18 protein-coding genes and 1 tRNA gene are annotated in these 15837 nt (G+C 69.9%); 14 read left to right on the forward strand and 5 right to left on the reverse strand.

What is annotated here, in order from left to right; genetic code table 11:
* Positions 1–341 precede the first annotated feature (341 nt).
* Together ASH02_RS03450 and ASH02_RS03455 are read left to right on the forward strand one after the other, a co-directional pair.
* Complete coding sequence (locus ASH02_RS03450) at positions 342–1124, forward strand: electron transfer flavoprotein subunit beta/FixA family protein (RefSeq protein ID WP_235530242.1); 783 nt, start codon at positions 342–344, stop codon at positions 1122–1124.
* A gap of 11 nt (positions 1125–1135) precedes the next feature.
* On the forward strand, positions 1136–2080 hold the full coding sequence (locus ASH02_RS03455; protein ID WP_056686572.1) for an electron transfer flavoprotein subunit alpha/FixB family protein: 945 nt from the start codon (positions 1136–1138) through the stop codon (positions 2078–2080).
* A 204-nt stretch (positions 2081–2284) separates the two neighbouring features.
* On the opposite strand, the gene ASH02_RS03460 is transcribed toward ASH02_RS03455, so the two are convergent.
* Positions 2285–3748, reverse strand: coding sequence for a lysyl oxidase family protein (locus ASH02_RS03460; RefSeq protein WP_156409695.1), 1464 nt, complete (start codon positions 3746–3748; stop codon positions 2285–2287).
* A gap of 88 nt (positions 3749–3836) precedes the next feature.
* Between ASH02_RS03460 and ASH02_RS03465 the strand changes: the two genes are divergently transcribed.
* From ASH02_RS03465 to ASH02_RS03505, 10 genes are all read left to right on the forward strand, one after another.
* Positions 3837–5087 (forward strand): glutamate-5-semialdehyde dehydrogenase, encoded by a 1251-nt coding sequence (locus ASH02_RS03465; RefSeq protein WP_057294286.1) that lies wholly within the window; start codon positions 3837–3839, stop codon positions 5085–5087.
* A 57-nt stretch (positions 5088–5144) separates the two neighbouring features.
* Entirely contained in the window at positions 5145–5603 is a 459-nt protein-coding gene (locus ASH02_RS03470; RefSeq protein ID WP_056686582.1) for a hypothetical protein, read from the forward strand.
* Positions 5604–5676: 73 nt separating this feature from the next.
* On the forward strand, positions 5677–5826 hold the full coding sequence (locus ASH02_RS25910) for a hypothetical protein (RefSeq protein WP_156388885.1): 150 nt from the start codon (positions 5677–5679) through the stop codon (positions 5824–5826).
* Positions 5827–5828: 2 nt separating this feature from the next.
* Positions 5829–6440 carry a nicotinate-nucleotide adenylyltransferase gene (gene nadD / locus ASH02_RS03475; RefSeq protein ID WP_056686586.1) on the forward strand — a complete coding sequence of 204 codons (612 nt, stop codon included), beginning with the start codon at positions 5829–5831 and terminating at the stop codon, positions 6438–6440.
* Complete coding sequence (gene rsfS, locus ASH02_RS03480) at positions 6437–6814, forward strand: ribosome silencing factor (protein WP_056686589.1); 378 nt, start codon at positions 6437–6439, stop codon at positions 6812–6814. Before nadD ends, rsfS begins: the two co-directional genes overlap by 4 nt.
* On the forward strand, positions 6811–7437 hold the full coding sequence (locus ASH02_RS03485; RefSeq protein WP_056686592.1) for a histidine phosphatase family protein: 627 nt from the start codon (positions 6811–6813) through the stop codon (positions 7435–7437). The genes rsfS and ASH02_RS03485 overlap by 4 nt, the downstream gene beginning before the upstream one ends.
* A gap of 147 nt (positions 7438–7584) precedes the next feature.
* A tRNA-Ala gene (locus tag ASH02_RS03490) sits at positions 7585–7660 on the forward strand.
* 295 nt (positions 7661–7955) lie between these two features.
* Entirely contained in the window at positions 7956–9089 is a 1134-nt protein-coding gene (locus ASH02_RS03495; RefSeq protein ID WP_056686595.1) for a hypothetical protein, read from the forward strand.
* A gap of 141 nt (positions 9090–9230) precedes the next feature.
* The gene (locus ASH02_RS03500; protein ID WP_056686598.1) at positions 9231–10043 is read left to right on the forward strand and encodes an alpha/beta fold hydrolase; all 813 of its coding nucleotides are present in this window, start codon (positions 9231–9233) and stop codon (positions 10041–10043) included.
* Positions 10044–10116: 73 nt separating this feature from the next.
* Positions 10117–10584 carry a universal stress protein gene (locus ASH02_RS03505; RefSeq protein WP_056686601.1) on the forward strand — a complete coding sequence of 156 codons (468 nt, stop codon included), beginning with the start codon at positions 10117–10119 and terminating at the stop codon, positions 10582–10584.
* A 17-nt stretch (positions 10585–10601) separates the two neighbouring features.
* On the opposite strand, the gene ASH02_RS03510 is transcribed toward ASH02_RS03505, so the two are convergent.
* Both ASH02_RS03510 and ASH02_RS03515 read right to left on the reverse strand, forming a co-directional pair.
* On the reverse strand, positions 10602–12086 hold the full coding sequence (locus tag ASH02_RS03510; protein WP_235530244.1) for a potassium/proton antiporter: 1485 nt from the start codon (positions 12084–12086) through the stop codon (positions 10602–10604).
* Positions 12087–12119: 33 nt separating this feature from the next.
* Complete coding sequence (locus tag ASH02_RS03515) at positions 12120–12539, reverse strand: hypothetical protein (RefSeq protein ID WP_056686606.1); 420 nt, start codon at positions 12537–12539, stop codon at positions 12120–12122.
* A 193-nt stretch (positions 12540–12732) separates the two neighbouring features.
* Between ASH02_RS03515 and ASH02_RS03520 the strand changes: the two genes are divergently transcribed.
* Positions 12733–13689 (forward strand): sensor histidine kinase, encoded by a 957-nt coding sequence (locus ASH02_RS03520; protein ID WP_056686609.1) that lies wholly within the window; start codon positions 12733–12735, stop codon positions 13687–13689.
* Entirely contained in the window at positions 13686–14339 is a 654-nt protein-coding gene (locus tag ASH02_RS03525; RefSeq protein ID WP_056686809.1) for a response regulator, read from the forward strand. Before ASH02_RS03520 ends, ASH02_RS03525 begins: the two co-directional genes overlap by 4 nt.
* A gap of 25 nt (positions 14340–14364) precedes the next feature.
* Here the strand turns inward: ASH02_RS03525 and ASH02_RS03530 are convergent, their stop codons facing one another.
* Both ASH02_RS03530 and ASH02_RS03535 read right to left on the reverse strand, forming a co-directional pair.
* Positions 14365–15126 (reverse strand): SDR family NAD(P)-dependent oxidoreductase, encoded by a 762-nt coding sequence (locus ASH02_RS03530; RefSeq protein WP_056686612.1) that lies wholly within the window; start codon positions 15124–15126, stop codon positions 14365–14367.
* Positions 15127–15181: 55 nt separating this feature from the next.
* Entirely contained in the window at positions 15182–15802 is a 621-nt protein-coding gene (locus ASH02_RS03535) for a hypothetical protein (protein WP_056686616.1), read from the reverse strand.
* Between the last annotated feature and the right edge of the window lie 35 nt (positions 15803–15837).

Genomic DNA, 15837 nt, shown 5'->3' on the forward strand with positions numbered 1-15837 from the left:
CAGCGCCGTGGGGCGCTGACGAGCCGAAGGCCCGGTGTGTGGATCGTGTGTGCCACGTGCCGGGCCTCTTCGGTGTGTCTCCTCACACCCGACACTGCCATCCCCGAACCCGGATTCGGTGAAGGTCGCTGCAGTCAGTGCTCTCCACCGTTGCGTGAAGTCACGGCGGACGTCGTACGGCGCGTCGGTTGTGAGTTATCTCGCCGTGGACGCTGTTCCGTCACGCCGCGACCACCCGGTAACCTCACAGCACAATCGTTCTCGCCGCAGCCGCGGCGTGTCGTATCCACTTGCACAGGAGGGGCCGACCAGGCCGCGCCACCATGAACATTGTTGTCCTCGTGAAGCATGTCCCCGACGCCACCGCCGACCGGCGGTTCGAGTCGGACAACACCGTCGACCGCGTCGGCGTCGACGGGCTCCTGTCCGAGCTCGACGAGTACGCCGTCGAGCAGGCACTCCAGATCAAGGAGAAGTCCGGCGACGACGTCACCGTGACCGCTCTCTCGATCGGCCCCGAGAAGGCCACCGACGCCGTCCGCAAGGCCCTCCAGATGGGTGTCGACCAGGGTGTCCTGGTGACCGACGACGCGATCGCCGGCTCCGACGCCGTCGCGACCTCGCTGATCCTCGCCAAGGCGATCGAGAAGATCGCCGAGGGCAACGGCGCTGCCGACCTCGTCGTCACCGGCATGGCCTCCACCGACGCCGGCACCAGCCTCGTCCCCGCGATGCTCGCCGAGCGCCTCGGCCTGCCGCAGGTCACCTTCGCCTCGGTCGTCGAGACCCAGGGCGACCAGATCCGTGCCAAGCGCGACGGCGACGCCGCCACCGAGGTCATCGGTGCCACGCTGCCCGTCCTGCTGTCGGTCACCGACCAGACCGGTGAGGCCCGCTACCCGTCGTTCAAGGGCATCATGGCGGCGAAGAAGAAGCCGCTGGAGACCTACACGCTGGCCGACCTCGGTGTCGACGCCGGCCAGGTCGGCCTCGATGCCGCCTGGACCACGGTCGAGGAGACCACGGCCCGCCCGCCGCGCACCGCCGGCGAGATCGTGACCGACGAGGACGGCTCGGGCGCCAAGGCGCTGGCCGACTTCCTCGCCTCCAAGAAGTTCATCTGAGGAGCCTGAACATGTCTGAAATCCTGGTACTCGTCGACCACGTCGACGGCAACGTCCGCAAGACCACCAACGAGCTCCTGACGATCGCCCGCCGCCTCGGCGAGCCGTCGGCCGTCTTCATCGGCTCCGGTGAGGCCCCCGTCGAGGCGCTGAAGAAGTTCGGTGCCGAGAAGGTCTACGTCGTCGACGACGCCGAGATCAAGGGCTACCTCGTGGCCCCCAAGGCCGAGGTGCTCGCCCAGATCGCCGCCCAGGCCTCGCCCGGTGCGATCCTGATCCCGTCCTCCGCCGAGGGCAAGGAGATCGCCGGTCGCCTGGCGATCAAGATCGAGTCGGGTGTCATCACCGACGCGACCGACGTCACCGACGGCGGGGTCACCACCCAGTCGGTCTTCGCCGGTTCGTTCACCGTGCAGGCCAAGGTCGCCAAGGGCACGCCGATCATCACGGTCAAGCCCAACTCGGCTGCCCCCGAGGAGGTGGCCGGTGCCGGTGCCGTCGAGCAGTTCGCCGCGACGATCTCCGACGCGGCCAAGACCGCCCAGATCGTGGCCTCGCAGCCGCGTGAGGCGACCGGTCGCCCCGAGCTCACCGAGGCCGCCATCGTGGTCTCCGGTGGTCGTGGCACCGGCGGCAACTTCGACCCGATCGAGGCGCTCGCCGACTCGCTCGGTGCCGCCGTCGGCGCCTCGCGTGCCGCCGTCGACTCCGGCTGGAAGCCGCACACCTTCCAGGTCGGCCAGACCGGCAAGGTCGTCTCGCCGCAGCTCTACGTCGCCAACGGCATCTCCGGTGCGATCCAGCACCGCGCCGGCATGCAGACCTCGAAGACCATCGTGGCCGTCAACAAGGACGAGGAGGCCCCGATCTTCGAGCTCGTCGACTTCGGTGTCGTCGGTGACCTCCACACGGTCCTCCCGGCCCTGACCGAGGCGATCAACCAGCGCAAGGGCTGACCCCTCGCCGCCAGCACGTCGTACGACGAACGCCGCGTCCTCCCGTCGGGGAGGACGCGGCGTTCCTCATTTCCGTCGACCCGTCGCCAGTCCTGATCGACCCGTCGTCAGTTTCGGTCGACCCGTCGTGAATTCGGTGGGACCACGAGAACTGGCGACGGGTCAACGAGAACTGGCGACGGGTCAACGGGAACTGGCGACGGGTCAGTCGACGTTCATCGGGTAGACCTTGACCGTGCGGGCACCGAGCCGTCCGCCGATGAGCACCTTGCGGTAGGCGACGTTGTTCGTGGTGTCGCTCTCGACCAGGTTGTGCACCGGGTTGGCCTCGACCGCGATGTAGTAGACCCCGTTGGGCAGCCCCTTCAGGCTGAACGACTGACCCGCCCGGAACTGCGCGTAGGTGTCACCCGAGCCCGAGGCCAGCACCTCGCGGATGCTGAGGGAGTCGCGCTCACCGCACGCGGTGTGCAGGTCTGTGGTGTCGGGCTGCCAGTCGGCGCCATCGACGGTGTAGTCGATGGCGTCGGTGTTGGCCAGGCAGAACGCCTCCTTGCGCGAGCGGACCACGCCCACCTTGTGCGCATCGAGCAGGCGGTAGCGGGCGAAGTCACGGAAGTGCCAGTGCTGGTGGGTGTCCTTGTTGTCCCACGCCATGGTGCCGACCAGGCGATAGCCGACCTGGTTGCCGTCGGCGTCCAGGAAGTACTGGTAGGCGTCCATGATGTCCTCGTTCGGCCGGCGGAAGCCGTCGACGACGAGGGGACTGTTGCCGGCGTTCCACACGTTCGCGGAGAACTGCAGGTAGTTGCCCGAGCCGTCCACCCGGATGCCGAACGCGGGGATCGAGCGCAGGTCGGGCTGGGGCTCGCCCGGTGCACCGGCTGCCGCCCTGGTGGGCTCGGTCGTGCCTGGTCGCAACGACGCCGTGACGGTCCGACGCTCGTGATCGTCGTAGTCGGGTGCGTCCTTGCTGACCCGAAGGGTGAAGGTCTTCACCCCGTCCGAGGCGGGGATGCCGAAAAGGGTGCGGTACTTCGCGGTGACCGCCACCGTCACCTGGTAGCGCCCCGGCGCGAGCTTCAGCCGCATCCAGGAGTCGAGCCGTGTGGCGTAGCCCTCCTGGATGCCCATCACCGAGCCGAGCATGATGCGGCTGGTCGAGCAGCTCTGGGGGTACGGCGAGCGCAGCGGGGCATCGGGGTGTGCCCTCTCGGTGGACCAGCTGTTCAGGCAGCCGGACCGGTAGCGGGTGGTGACGAGTTCGCCGCCCTTGCGGAAGTCCATCCGCAGGAAGCCGGGCAGGCCCGCGAAGTCGGTGACCGTACGCCGGGGAAGGGTGACCACCTCGCTCCCGTGGTGCCAGGTGGTGACGATCGGGGCGCCGTACGCCGTGCGCTTCGACCTGATCTCGAAGGGGGCACCCTGCGCCACCAGTCGCAGCGACGGGTCGAGCTCGACCCGCGTGCCGGACAGGTAGCCCTCGACCAGGCGGGGCGCCGTCAGTCGCAGCGGTGACGGGGTGGCCTCGTCGGCGGTCGAGACGCCCGAGGCCCCGGAAGATGCCGTGGACAGGGTCGGTGCCGCCCCGGCCGTGCTGCCGGCGGCGACACAGGCGAGTGCGGTGAGTGGAGCAGCAAGGGCGATGACGAGCCTGGAACGTTTCACGTGTTGCCTCCCGATGGATGGACTCCCTGCTGTGTCAGACGCCTGAGACACCCCGATGGTTGCGTCGTTCGCCGACTAGGCTCAAGGAGTGAGCATCGAGCAGGACGTCAGGACAGTCGCGGAGCGCGCCCGGGAGGCGAGCCACGATCTCGCGATCGCCACCAGGTCGACCAAGGACGCCGTGCTGGCGGCGATGGCCGACGCGCTGGAGGCCGGGACCGAGTCCATCGTGGCCGCGAACCGCGACGACATCGCCCGGGCCGAGCAGGCCGGCACGCCGCCCAACATCATCGACCGACTGCGCCTCGACCGCGAGCGCATCGAGGGCATGGCCCAGGGCCTCCGCGACGTCGCCGCGCTGGCCGACCCGGTCGGCGAGGTGGTGCGCGGCAGCACGCTGGCCAACGGCCTCGAGCTGCGCCAGGTGCGGGTGCCGTTCGGCGTGGTCGGCATCATCTACGAAGCCCGTCCCAACGTCACCGCCGACGCCGCAGGCATCTGCCTCAAGTCGGGCAACTCGGTGCTTCTCAAGGGCTCCAACTCCGCGCTCTCCTCCAACACCCGCATCGTCGAGGTGCTCCGCGCGGCGATCGAGGGACTCGGCCTCAACCCCGACGTCGTGCAGCTGGTGCCGGGGGAGGGCCACGAGGGCGCCAAGGTGCTGATGCGGGCGCGCGGCCTGGTCGACGTACTCATCCCGCGCGGAGGCGCCGGCCTGATCCGCAGCGTGGTCGCCGAGTCGACGGTGCCGGTGATCGAGACCGGGGTCGGCAACTGCCACGTCTACGTCGACGTCGACGCCGACCTCGAGAAGGCGGTCGCGATCGTGGTCAACTCCAAGACCCACCGCACGAGCGTGTGCAACGCGGCCGAGACCCTGCTGGTGCACGAGGACATCGCCGACGACTTCCTGCCGACGATCATCGACGCCCTGCAGGACAAGGGCGTCACGATCCACGGCGACGAGCGCTTCCGTGAGTACGACGGGGTGGTGCCGGCCACCGACGAGGACTACGCCGAGGAGTTCCTCAGCCTCGACATCGCGGCTGCCGTCGTCCCCGACATCGAGGGGGCGATCCGGCACATCCGCGCCAACAGCAGCCAGCACACCGAGGCGATCGTGACCGAGAGCCAGGCGGCGGCCCGGCGCTTCACCACGGCCGTGGACTCGGCCGCCGTGCTGGTCAACGCGTCCACGCGATTCACCGACGGGGGTGAGTTCGGCTTCGGTGCGGAGATCGGCATCAGCACCCAGAAGCTGCACGCCCGCGGCCCCATGGGACTGGTCGAGATGACCAGCACGAAATACGTCGTGACGGGGGACGGTCACATCCGCTGAGGCAACAGCCTGTAGCGTCCCTGTCATGCGTGGGGTGCGACTCGGGGGAGCCGGGGCATGAAGGCGTTCTTCGGCACACTCGGCTTCAGCATCCTCTCGGCCGTCGTGCCGATCTTCAACGTCGAGGTCTACCTGGTGGCTCTCGCCACCCAGATCCCCAAGAGTGCCGCCCTCCCGGTCGCCATTGCGGCCGGCGCGGGCCAGGCCCTGGGCAAGGTGCTGTGGTACCACGGCACGCAGAAGTCGCTGCAGCTGCCGTGGATGCGCAAGCGCATGGAGTCCGAGCGCTGGAAGAACAGCTTCGACCGCTGGGAGAAGCGCATCGAGGCCCGGCCGAGGTTGGCCGCAGCCTTCATGTTCTCCAGCGCCCTGGTCGGAGCGCCACCCCTGCTGGTGATGGGTGCGATCGCCGGCGCCCTGCGGTTCAACATGACGATGTACGTCACCACCATCTTCGTCGGACGCAGCATCCAGTCGTGGGTGATCCTGGCCGGCCTGACCAGCCTGTTCCACTGAGTCCGGTGCCGGGTGAATCCGGATCGGCGTCCGGTGGCGTGGCCGACGCCCGGCTCACGATAGGATCGCGGCCATGTCGTTGACCTCCTTGACCATCATCGCCGCCGAGGCCCACAGTGAGCCCGCCGTCAGCCCGTACGTCGTCGGCGCCATCGCGCTCGGCCTCCTGCTGGCCTCACTGCTGATCCTGATTGCCATCGGCGGCGGGCGCGAGCACAGCTGATCATGGGCGAACGCCGTCGCGTGGGGGTGATGGGTGGCACCTTCGACCCGATCCACCACGGACACCTCGTCGCGGCCAGCGAGGTGCAGGCGTGGTTCGACCTCGACGAGGTCATCTTCGTGCCCACCGGCGATCCGTGGCAGAAGTCGGATCGCGTGGTGTCACCGGCGGAGCACCGATATCTGATGACGGTGATCGCGACCGCGGCGAATCCCCGGTTCACCGTCTCCCGGGTCGACATCGACCGGGACGGTCCGACGTACACGATCGACACGCTGCGCGACCTGGGCGAGCAGCTGCCCGACGCCGATCTCTACTTCATCACCGGGGCGGACGCGCTGGCCAACATCTTCACCTGGCGTGACGTCGAGGAGCTGTTCAAGCTCGCCAACTTCGTGGGCTGCACCCGGCCCGGCTACGAGATGGAGGCCGAGACCCTGGCCTCGATCCCGCACGAACGGGTGACGCTGGTCGAGATTCCCGCCCTGGCGATCTCCTCGACCGACTGTCGTGACCGCAAGCAACGCGGCGAACCGGTCTGGTACCTCGTGCCGGACGGTGTCGTCCAATACATCGCCAAGCACGACCTCTATCCCTCTGGAGCAACGAAGTGACCGCCACCGACCATGCCGTCGAGCTCGTCCATGCCGCCGCACGTGCGGCCTCGGACAAGCTGGCCCAGAAGATCATTGCCTTCGACGTCTCCGAGCAGTTGGCGATCACCGACGCGTTCGTGCTGGCCTCGGCCTCCAACGACCGCCAGGTCAAGTCGATCGTCGACGAGATCGAGGACAAGCTCCGCGAGATCGGTGCCAAGCCGATCCGTCGCGAGGGTGAGCGCGACGGACGCTGGGTGCTGATCGACTACGGCGAGATCGTCGTGCACGTGCAGCACGAGGAGGAGCGCGAGTTCTACGCGCTCGAGCGACTCTGGCGCGACTGTCCGGCCATCGAGCTGCCGGCAGACGTCGTCTCCCACGAGAAGTGACCCGACGACTCGTCCTGCTCCGGCACGGCCAGACCGCGTGGAACGCGATCGGCCGTGGGCAGGGGCATGCCGACGTCGAGCTCGACGACACGGGGCACGAGCAGGCGTCCGCCGTGGCGCCGTACGTCGCGGCGTACGCACCGACCGTGCTGTGGTCCTCCGACCTGGCCCGCGCCCGCCAGACTGCGGCGTACGTCTCCAAGGAGACCGGCCTCGACGCGCGGCTCGACGAGCGGTTCCGCGAGTTCGACCTCGGGGCGCGCACCGGGCTGACCATGGCGGAGTACGCCGAGCAGTTCCCGGCCGAGTACGCCGATTTCCGGGCCGGGCACTTCACGGCTGTTCCCGGAGGTGAGACGACTGCCGACGTGGTGTCCCGCTTCGCGGACGGGCTCGACGACGTCGTGGCCGGTCTGGCCGCGGGGGAGTGTGGCGTGGTCGTGGCCCACGGCGCGGCGCTGAAGGTGGCGCTGATGGCCGCACTCAACTGGCCGGGCGAGCAGGCCTCCGGCCTCCAGGGCCTCGACAACTGCGGTTGGGCGGTGCTCGAGGAGCTCGACGAGGGTGGTCGATTCCGGCTCGCGGCCTACAACCTGACCGCCCGTCCCACCCCTCCCGGGTGACGCGAGGTGACGGTCGCTCCACACGCGTCGTACGACGTGCGATCCGTCAACAGCGCCGCACAAGTGCCGTGCCGACCCCCGATTTCGCATCTCGACCGGACGTTGGTTAAACTTCCCGACGTTGTCAGCCGCAAGGCTGGTGATGATGGGGCTGTGGCGCAGCTGGTAGCGCACCTGCATGGCATGCAGGGGGTCAGGGGTTCGAGTCCCCTCAGCTCCACCAAATCTCAGAGCGGCCGCCTTCGGGCGGCCGTTCTGCGTTGGTGCACCGGGAGCCGTGCCGTTCAACATGCAGTTGGGCTCCGCGAGCCGGCTGTTGAGCGTGACCGGGGCGGGTGAAGGTGCGAACTGCATGTTCAACGGCACGCCGGCAGGCGGTCTTCCTGGCTTGTCGCCGGCGTGGGCCCACGTGCGGCCCGCGAAGTAACCAAATTGCGGCATGCTCGCGGGGCGTCCCGAAACCTAACGTGACACTGGACGCACCGTGCGGCCGAAGCGTCGAGCTGGGAGGCCGCACGATGGACGTTGAGCTGTTGATTCGACGTGGGCGACGCACGGTGATCGCGGCGGTCGCCATGGCATTGATGATGTTCGCCCAGCCGACACAGGCGAGTCCGTCGATGACCACGGACGCGACGCCCCGGGTCAACGGCCCCGTCTACGCGATCGCCCAGGTGGGCGACCTGACGATCATCGGAGGGGACTTCACGACGGTCGGCGGCAAGCCGCGGGCGAACGTGGCCGCCATCCGCGCCGACGGCACCCTCGACCCGACCTTCAACCCGTCGACCGACGGCATCGTCCGGGCACTGGCCGGCTCGGCGGACGGCACGACCGTCTACGTGGGCGGCAGGTTCACGACGGCCGGAGGCGCTGCCCGCGCCAACCTGGCGGCGGTCGACATCGCGACCGGGACCGCGCTCCCGACCTGGCAGGCCGACACGACGGGCACGTCGCCCGGCATCTCGGCCCTGACGACGTACGCCGACAGGCTCTACGTGGGTGGCACCTTCAGCGGCATCGACGGAACCGTCCGTGCCTCGCTCGTGGCGCTGAGCTCGTCGGGTGACGTCATCTCGAACTTCCGCTCCCGCGCCAATGCCGGGGTGAAGTCGATCCGGGTGTCACCGGACGGCGCGGTCGTCTATGCGGCCGGTGCGTTCTCCAAGCTCGGCGGGCTCGACCGTCCGTTCGGTGTGGGGGCGATCGCCTCGACCACCGGTGACGCCACGGCGTTCAACCCGGCCGAGGGCAGCGACCTCTCGATCACGCTGGGCCTCTCCCCGGACGGCTCACGTCTCTACTTCTCGACGCCCGACAACCGCCTCTTCTCCTACGACACGGCGACCAGCGACCTGGTGTGGATCCGCAAGACCAGCGGTGACACGCAGGCGATCTACCCCACGGCGACCGAGGTCTACATCGGCGGGCACTTCTCCCAGATCGTCACCTACAAGATCAAGCGCTGCTTCCTGGCCTCGCTGAACGCCTCGGACGGCACGGTGACCCCTTGGGACCCGAACCCCGTCGGTGGCGACATGGGGGTCTGGGCGATCACCCCGACGCCGAACTCGCTGTCGGTCGGCGGCACCTTCACCACGGTCGGCGGGGTCGACCGGGTCCGGTTCGCCCGCTTCCCCGGCACTCCGTAGACAGTCGCAGGCAGTCGATCTGCTGGAGGGAATCACGCGGAACCTGCGTGATTCCCTCCAGCAATGCCGGTCGTGCCTGTTCCCTTCGTACCTGAAGTATGTGAGACTCCACGTAACACGTACTTCAGGAGGCTTGTCGACATGCAGTTGTCCCACCTGGTCCATGATCGCGCCGGTTCTGGTGAACCCGTCGTGCTGATCCACGGCATCGGTCACCGGCGCGGTGCCTGGGCGCCGCTCTTCGACCGTCTCGCCGACCGCTACGACGTGATCGCGCTCGACCTCGCCGGGTTCGGTGACTCCCCGGGCTACCCGAAGGGCGTGGCCTACACGATGGACCACGCGTGCGCCGACCTCGCGGCGAACTTCGCGGAGTGGGGCATCGACCGCCCGCACGTCGTCGGCAACTCGCTCGGTGGCGCGATCGCCCTCGAGCTCGGTGCCCGTGGTCTGGCGTCGTCGGTGACCGCAATCAGCCCGGCCGGGTTCTTCGGCCGCGTCGACCGCTTCCAGGCGCTGGTCCCTCTTGTACTCATGCGAGTCGCGGCGACCCTGCCCGATCGGGTCCTCCAGCTGGTCGCCGGGTCAGCCGCGGGCAGGCGCCTGGTCGGTGCTCCGCTCTATGCCCATCCGGACCGCATGACGGCGTGGGCGACGTACCAGGACTGCCTGGCGATGAAGCGCAGCAGCGGATTCTTCCCGACCGCCCGTTCGGGCGTCGGGTACGCATTCGAGGAGCAGGTCGACGTGCCGACCACGGTGGCGTGGGGGACCAAGGACAGGCTGTTGCCCTACCGACAGTCCCGGACGGCGCGCCTGCGACTCCCGGCGGCGCGCCACGTGCCGCTCAAGGACTGCGGCCACGTGCCGATGATCGACGATCCCGACGCGATCCTCGACGTCATCGACGAGGTCGTGGGACGCACCCGGAGCAGCAGTCGGGGCGTCGCCTGACCTGACCTGCCGAACCGGGGCGAACCACTCCGAACCCTCGCCGTCGACCGCAGCGATGGTGCATGGTTGACCCATGGCAGGCGTCAGGGACCAGCTCAACCGCGACATCACTCCCGAGGGCGGCGTCGTGGTGGGCGACGACGGATCCCGATCCGCGGCCGCCGCGATCACCTACGCGGTGGGCGAGGCCGCGCGTCGGGGCTGCGCCGTCCACGTGATCCGGGCCTGGACCTTCACCAGTGCGATCAGGCCCGACGACGTCCCGCTGGGCATCACTCCATCGATGCTCGAGCTCGAGGAGGCCACGCTCGAGGCAGAGAAGGCCCGGGTGGCCGGCATCGTCGGTGACTCCGCGATCGAGGTGCACGTGCACGTCGCCTGCGGTCCGTCGGCGCAGGCACTCATCAAGGCGGCAGAGACCGCGGACGTGCTCGTGGTCGGCAGCCGCGGGCGCGGCGGGTTCAAGAGCCTGGTCCTCGGCTCGGTGGCCGACCAGTGCATCCGGCACGCCTCCGGCCCGGTCGTCGTCGTCCGCGACTGACCTCGTCGGCACCCCGCTCAGGCCGGGGCTGGCGCCGGGCGTTCGCCGTACCAGACCGCGAGCCGGCCATGGTTCCCGATCGCGCGCAGCCGCTCCTCGGTGGCCTGCCGGGCGTCGTCCGGGACCGCGAGCAGCAGGTGGTCGCCACCACGCAACGAGGTGTGTACGTCGGGACTGAGCAGCTCCCGGTCGCGGTGCACCAGGGCGAGTGCGGCACCGGGTGGGAGCCGGAGGTCGCTCACGTAGACCCCGTGCAGCTGCGACCCCGACGGGACCCGGAACTGCAACAGGTGGGCGTGCATGTGCTCCAGCGGCGCCGACTCGACCTCGAGCTCCTCGGGTGTGGAGTCCACGGTCACGCCGGTACGACGAGCCAGCCACGGCAGCGTCGGTGCCTGCACCAGCGTGAATGCCACGACCAACAGGAAGACCACGTCGAAGATGCGTTGCGCAGCAGGCAGTCCCTGTGCCACGGGGATGGTGGCCAACACGATCGGCACGGCGCCCCGCAGGCCCGCCCACGACAGGAAGACCTGTTCGCGCAGGGGGATCCGGGCCCAGGACGTGCACACGAACACCGAGACGGGGCGGGCCACGAAGGTCAGTCCGATGCCGACGATCGCCGCGGACGCGAAGGCCTCCGGCAGGCGGGAGGGGCTGGCCAGCAGGCCGAGCAGGACGAAGAGCCCGATCTGGGCAAGCCAGCCGAGACCGTCCGCGAAGCCGGCGGTGGCCTGCCGGTGGGGCAGGTCGGCATTGCCGAGCCACATGCCGGCGACGTAGATCGCCATCAGCGCGCTCGCCCCGGCCGCACCGGCGGTGGCGAAGGCCAGGAACATGATCGCGATCGTGGCCAGCGGGTAGAGCCCGGCGGAGGGGAGCGCGCTGCGCTGCAGGAGGTGCTGGCCGAACCAGGCCACGACCAGGCCGATCAGCACGCCGAGGGTCAGCTGGTAGACGATCAGGCCGCCGATCTGCCACGGGTTCGCGGTGTCCCAGGCGTCGCTGACCACCACCGTGACGAGGATGATCACCGGTGGGTCGTTGAAGCCCGACTCCGCCTCGAGCAGTGACCGCAGCCGCGGCCTGATCGGCATCCGGCGCAGCACGGAGAACGTCGCAGCGGCGTCCGTCGAACCCACGACCGCGCCGAGCACGAGCGCCGTACGCACGTCGACGTCGAGCACCAGCCAGGCGATGGCCGACGTCACCGCGACGCTGACCGCGACGCCGAGGGTGGCCATCACCCCGGCCAGGCCGACGACGGGCCGGATCACCGACCACTTCGTGCTGAACCCGCCCTCGCCCAGGATCACGGCCAGGGCGAGGGTGCCGAGCAGCATGGTGAGGTCGACGTCCTCGAACTGCAGGCCGAGGCCGGCCTCGCCGATCGCGAGGCCGATGGCCAGGTAGAGCAGGAGGCTGGGCACACCGGCACGGGCGGACACGCGGACGGCTGCCACCCCGGCCAGCAGGACCAGGGTGGCACCGAGGATCGCCACGTTCAGATCCATGAGGGAGGTGCGCCCATCCGGTCAGCCGGTCCCGTGCGGCGTCGTGCGGTCGAGCATCAGGCGGCGCAGCTCGGGGGTGACCTCGACCTCGGACGACGTGACGACCGCGCTCTCGATCGCGACGCCGGCCACGGTGGCGCCGGACAACCCGGCCGGGTCATCGCCGATCGAGGGGAGCGCATGGGCAGGTGAGGCCGCGATCCCGCGGCGCAGCAGGTCCTCCACCGCGTCACTGAGTGTTCCGGCGTCGGCCACCGCCCCGGGCAGGTGCACCACGAACTCGACTCCCGTGCGCGCGGTGACCCCGTCCGTGGTGTTGGCCGAGGCGACCGCCCAGAGTCGGTGCGGCTCCGGCGTCGCTTCGGAGGTACGCCGCAGGAACGCCGCGACGCACACGAGCAGCACCGAGACCGCGACGAGCCCGACAACCACGACGAGCATGCCTCGCCCCTTCCTGTGCGCCGTGCTGGTGCGGTGGCCCCGCCGGATCCGATGCAAGGACATCGAGGCGGGGCCCCGCTGGTCTCCAGTCTTCGCGACTGCCGCGCCACAACACATGGGGTCTGCTCCCCAAAACTGCCTGCGAGGCCGTGATTGCGTGGACAGGCTTGGACGGGTGCGTGAGCATGGCGGCATGACCAGCGCCCACGGTGTCTCGCTCTCCTCACGGGTGATCCTGATCAACGGTGTGCTGTTCGCCCTCGGTACGGCGTTGCTCGCGTTCTCCCCGGCCACCGTGTCGCCACGCCCCCTGTGGTCCGAGGTCATCGTGCTGGCCGTCGGCCTGGCCGTGATGATCGTGGCGAACTCCGTGCTCGTCGGCAGCAACCTGAGGCCGCTGGACCGACTCGTCGCCCAGCTGGACAGGGCCCGTTCGACCGATCCGATCGAGAGACTGCCGGTCCCCGAGTCCGGCATCTCGCGGGAGCTCGCGATCTCCGTCAACGACCTGCTGGGCCGGATCGAGGCCGCGCAGCGCGACAGCAGCCTGGCCGCCCTCGCGGCACAGGAGGCCGAGCGGGCCCGCATCGCCCAGGAGCTGCACGACGGCGTCGGACAGTCGCTCACCGCCGTGCTCCTCGAGCTGGGCGCGCTGGCCGAACAGGCTCCACCCGAGACCGCCGCCTCCCTCGAGCGGGCCCGCGAAGCCACGCGAGCCAGTCTCGACGAGGTGCGCGGCGTGGCCCGTCAGCTGCGGCCGCACGTGCTCGAGGACCTCGGCCTGCGCAGTGCCCTGGCCGCACTGACCACCGAGCTCTTCACGCACACCTCCACCCACGTGAGTCGCGGCATCATGCCTGGGCTGCCGGTGCTGGACGACGCCGTCGAGCTGGTCGTCTTCCGGGTCGCCCAGGAGGCGCTGACAAACGTGGCGCGGCACGCGGAGGCGGCCACGGTGGAGCTGTCGCTGGCGCAGGTGGGCGGCGACGTCGTCCTCACGGTGGCCGACGACGGCCGCGGCATCCGATCCGGCGCGACCGGCACGGGGTTGCGCGGCATGCGCGAGCGGGCGTCGTTGGTGCACGGGAACCTGGCCGTCGAGCGTCGTGACGGCGGTGGCACCGTCGTACGCCTGGAGGTGCCGTGGTGAGCAGGTCGGCGCGGATCCTCCTGGCCGACGACCACACGCTGGTACGCCGCGGCGTACGCATGATCCTCGAGCAGCAGCCCGACCTCGAGGTGGTGGCCGAGGCCGGCGACGGAGCCGAGGCGGTGGAGCTGCTGCGCACCACCGAGGTCGACCTGGCGATCCTCGACGTGGCGATGCCGCGGCTCACCGGACTCCAGGCGGCCCGCGAGATCTCGCGGCGCAAGGATCCGCCGCGGATCCTGATGCTCTCGATGCACGACAACGAGCAGTACTTCTTCGAGTCGCTGCGGGTCGGCGCCAGCGGCTACGTGCTGAAGTCCGTGGCCGACCGCGACCTCGTCGACGCCTGCCGGGCCGCACTGCGTGGCGAGTCGTTCCTCTACCCGGGCGCGGAGTCGACGCTGGTGCGCGACTACCTCGCGCGGTTGAGCCGCGGCGAGCGCCTGCCCCGTGCCGTGCTCACGCCGCGTGAGGACGAGGTCGTGAAGCTGATCGCGGAGGGCCACTCGTCACGGGAGATCGCTCGGGAGCTGACGATCAGCGTCAAGACCGTCGAGCGGCACCGTGAGAACGTGCTCGCCAAGCTGGGCATGCGCGACCGCACGGAGCTGACCCGCTACGCGATCAGGGTGGGCCTGATCGAGCCGTGACGCCGACCGGTACGTCGCCGCCGGCTCAGGTGATCGTCATGCCGCCGTCCACCGGCAGGGTCTGGCCGGTGATGTAGCCCGCTGCGTCGGAGGCCAGGAAGACCGCGGTGGCGGCCAGCTCGCGCGGGTCTCCCTTGCGCCCGGCCGGGATGCGCTGTTGCTGCTGCTCGAGGTAGCCCGGCGGGTACTGCTCGGTCATCTCGGAGGTGAAGAAGCCGGGGGCGATCGCGTTCACGCGGATGCCCTTGCGGCCGGTCCACTGCTGCGCCAGGTCGCGGGTGAGGCCGATCAGCCCGGCCTTGCTGGCGGCGTACGCGGCCTGGGGGAGCCCGGCGGTGGTGAGGCCGAGGACCGAGCTGATGTTGATGATCGAGCTGCCCGGCTCCATGACGCGGCCGCAGGCCTGGGCCATCCAGTAGCAGCCGTTGAGGTTCACGTCGATCACGCTGGTGAACTGCTCGACCGTCTCGTGCGTCGCGGGGACGGCGGTGCCGATGCCGGCGTTGTTGACCAGCACGTCGACCCGCCCGAACTCCGCCATCGCCGCGTCGACGAGGGCCTGGCACTGGGCCTGGTCGGCGACGTCGGTGGCGACGGTGAGCACGCGGCGTCCGGCGGCGCGCACGAGCTCGGCGGTCTCCTCGAGGCGGTCGACGCGGCGGGCGCCGAGCACGACGTCGGCTCCCGCTTCCGCGAAGCCCTGGGCGAAGGCGACCCCGAGGCCGCTGGAGGCGCCCGTCACGACGGCCACCTTGTCGTCGAGTCGGAACAGGTCGGAGAGGCTCATGCGCACATTGGTATCACGGTCCGGACCCGCTCCGGCGGCTCGCCGTGGAACGGCCTCAGGGCTTCCAGACGATCGGGTCACCGGACATTCCGAGGCCGGAGTACTGGACCTCGGTCACGGCCTTGGCATCGTCGGGGACCGACATCGCCACGCACATGGTGCCGCTCTCACCGGCCGCGGTGACCGGCAGCTGTCCGTCGCACCCTTCCTCGATGCCGAAGACCGTCTCCTCACCGGTGTCGACGATGCCCTTCCAGTCGAACGCGCCCAGCGACAGCGCGCTGGCCAGGTCGTCGACGGCGCGTACCTCGATGGTCACCAGGGCGTTGCGGCCGAGAGGTCCGGCCTTGCCGATCGCGACGTTCCGGACGGTGTACTCGACGAGCGCGCCGTCCCCGCTGTCGGTCAGCGCGACGGTGGCGGTCTCGCCGTACTTCAGCACCGTGCCGCCGGGTGTGACGTCGGCGTCCGTGGACGGCGAGGTCGGGGAGGTGGGGACGGTCGGTGACAGGCTCGGCCCGTCGGTCGGAGAGGTCGTCGGCTCGGGCACGTTCAACGTGGGCGCACTGGCGGGGTCGCCGGCCACGGCCGACTCGGTGGAGTCGCCGCTGTCGCACCCGGTCAGGACGAGGGCTGCGAGACAGACGACGACGGGGAGTGCGGAGCGCAGGCGCATGGTGGGGACCCTCGGTGTTCGGCGGAGTGGTGTGG

Origin of the sequence: Nocardioides sp. Soil796 (assembly GCF_001429525.1) — a bacterium.
Lineage (GTDB): Bacteria > Actinomycetota > Actinomycetes > Propionibacteriales > Nocardioidaceae > Nocardioides.

Excerpts from the sequence above, each read along its gene's own strand:
- ASH02_RS03455 (WP_056686572.1), top strand. The coding sequence starts at position 1,136 with ATGTCTGAAATCCTGGTACTCGTCGACCACGTCGACGGCAACGTCCGC.
- ASH02_RS03470 (WP_056686582.1), top strand. The coding sequence starts at position 5,145 with ATGAAGGCGTTCTTCGGCACACTCGGCTTCAGCATCCTCTCGGCCGTC.
- ASH02_RS25910 (WP_156388885.1), top strand. The coding sequence starts at position 5,677 with ATGTCGTTGACCTCCTTGACCATCATCGCCGCCGAGGCCCACAGTGAG.
- nadD (WP_056686586.1), top strand. The coding sequence starts at position 5,829 with ATGGGCGAACGCCGTCGCGTGGGGGTGATGGGTGGCACCTTCGACCCG.
- ASH02_RS03495 (WP_056686595.1), top strand. The coding sequence starts at position 7,956 with ATGGACGTTGAGCTGTTGATTCGACGTGGGCGACGCACGGTGATCGCG.
- ASH02_RS03500 (WP_056686598.1), top strand. The coding sequence starts at position 9,231 with ATGCAGTTGTCCCACCTGGTCCATGATCGCGCCGGTTCTGGTGAACCC.
- ASH02_RS03505 (WP_056686601.1), top strand. The coding sequence starts at position 10,117 with ATGGCAGGCGTCAGGGACCAGCTCAACCGCGACATCACTCCCGAGGGC.
- ASH02_RS03515 (WP_056686606.1), bottom strand. The coding sequence starts at position 12,539 with ATGCTCGTCGTGGTTGTCGGGCTCGTCGCGGTCTCGGTGCTGCTCGTG.
- ASH02_RS03520 (WP_056686609.1), top strand. The coding sequence starts at position 12,733 with ATGACCAGCGCCCACGGTGTCTCGCTCTCCTCACGGGTGATCCTGATC.
- ASH02_RS03530 (WP_056686612.1), bottom strand. The coding sequence starts at position 15,126 with ATGAGCCTCTCCGACCTGTTCCGACTCGACGACAAGGTGGCCGTCGTG.
- ASH02_RS03535 (WP_056686616.1), bottom strand. The coding sequence starts at position 15,802 with ATGCGCCTGCGCTCCGCACTCCCCGTCGTCGTCTGTCTCGCAGCCCTC.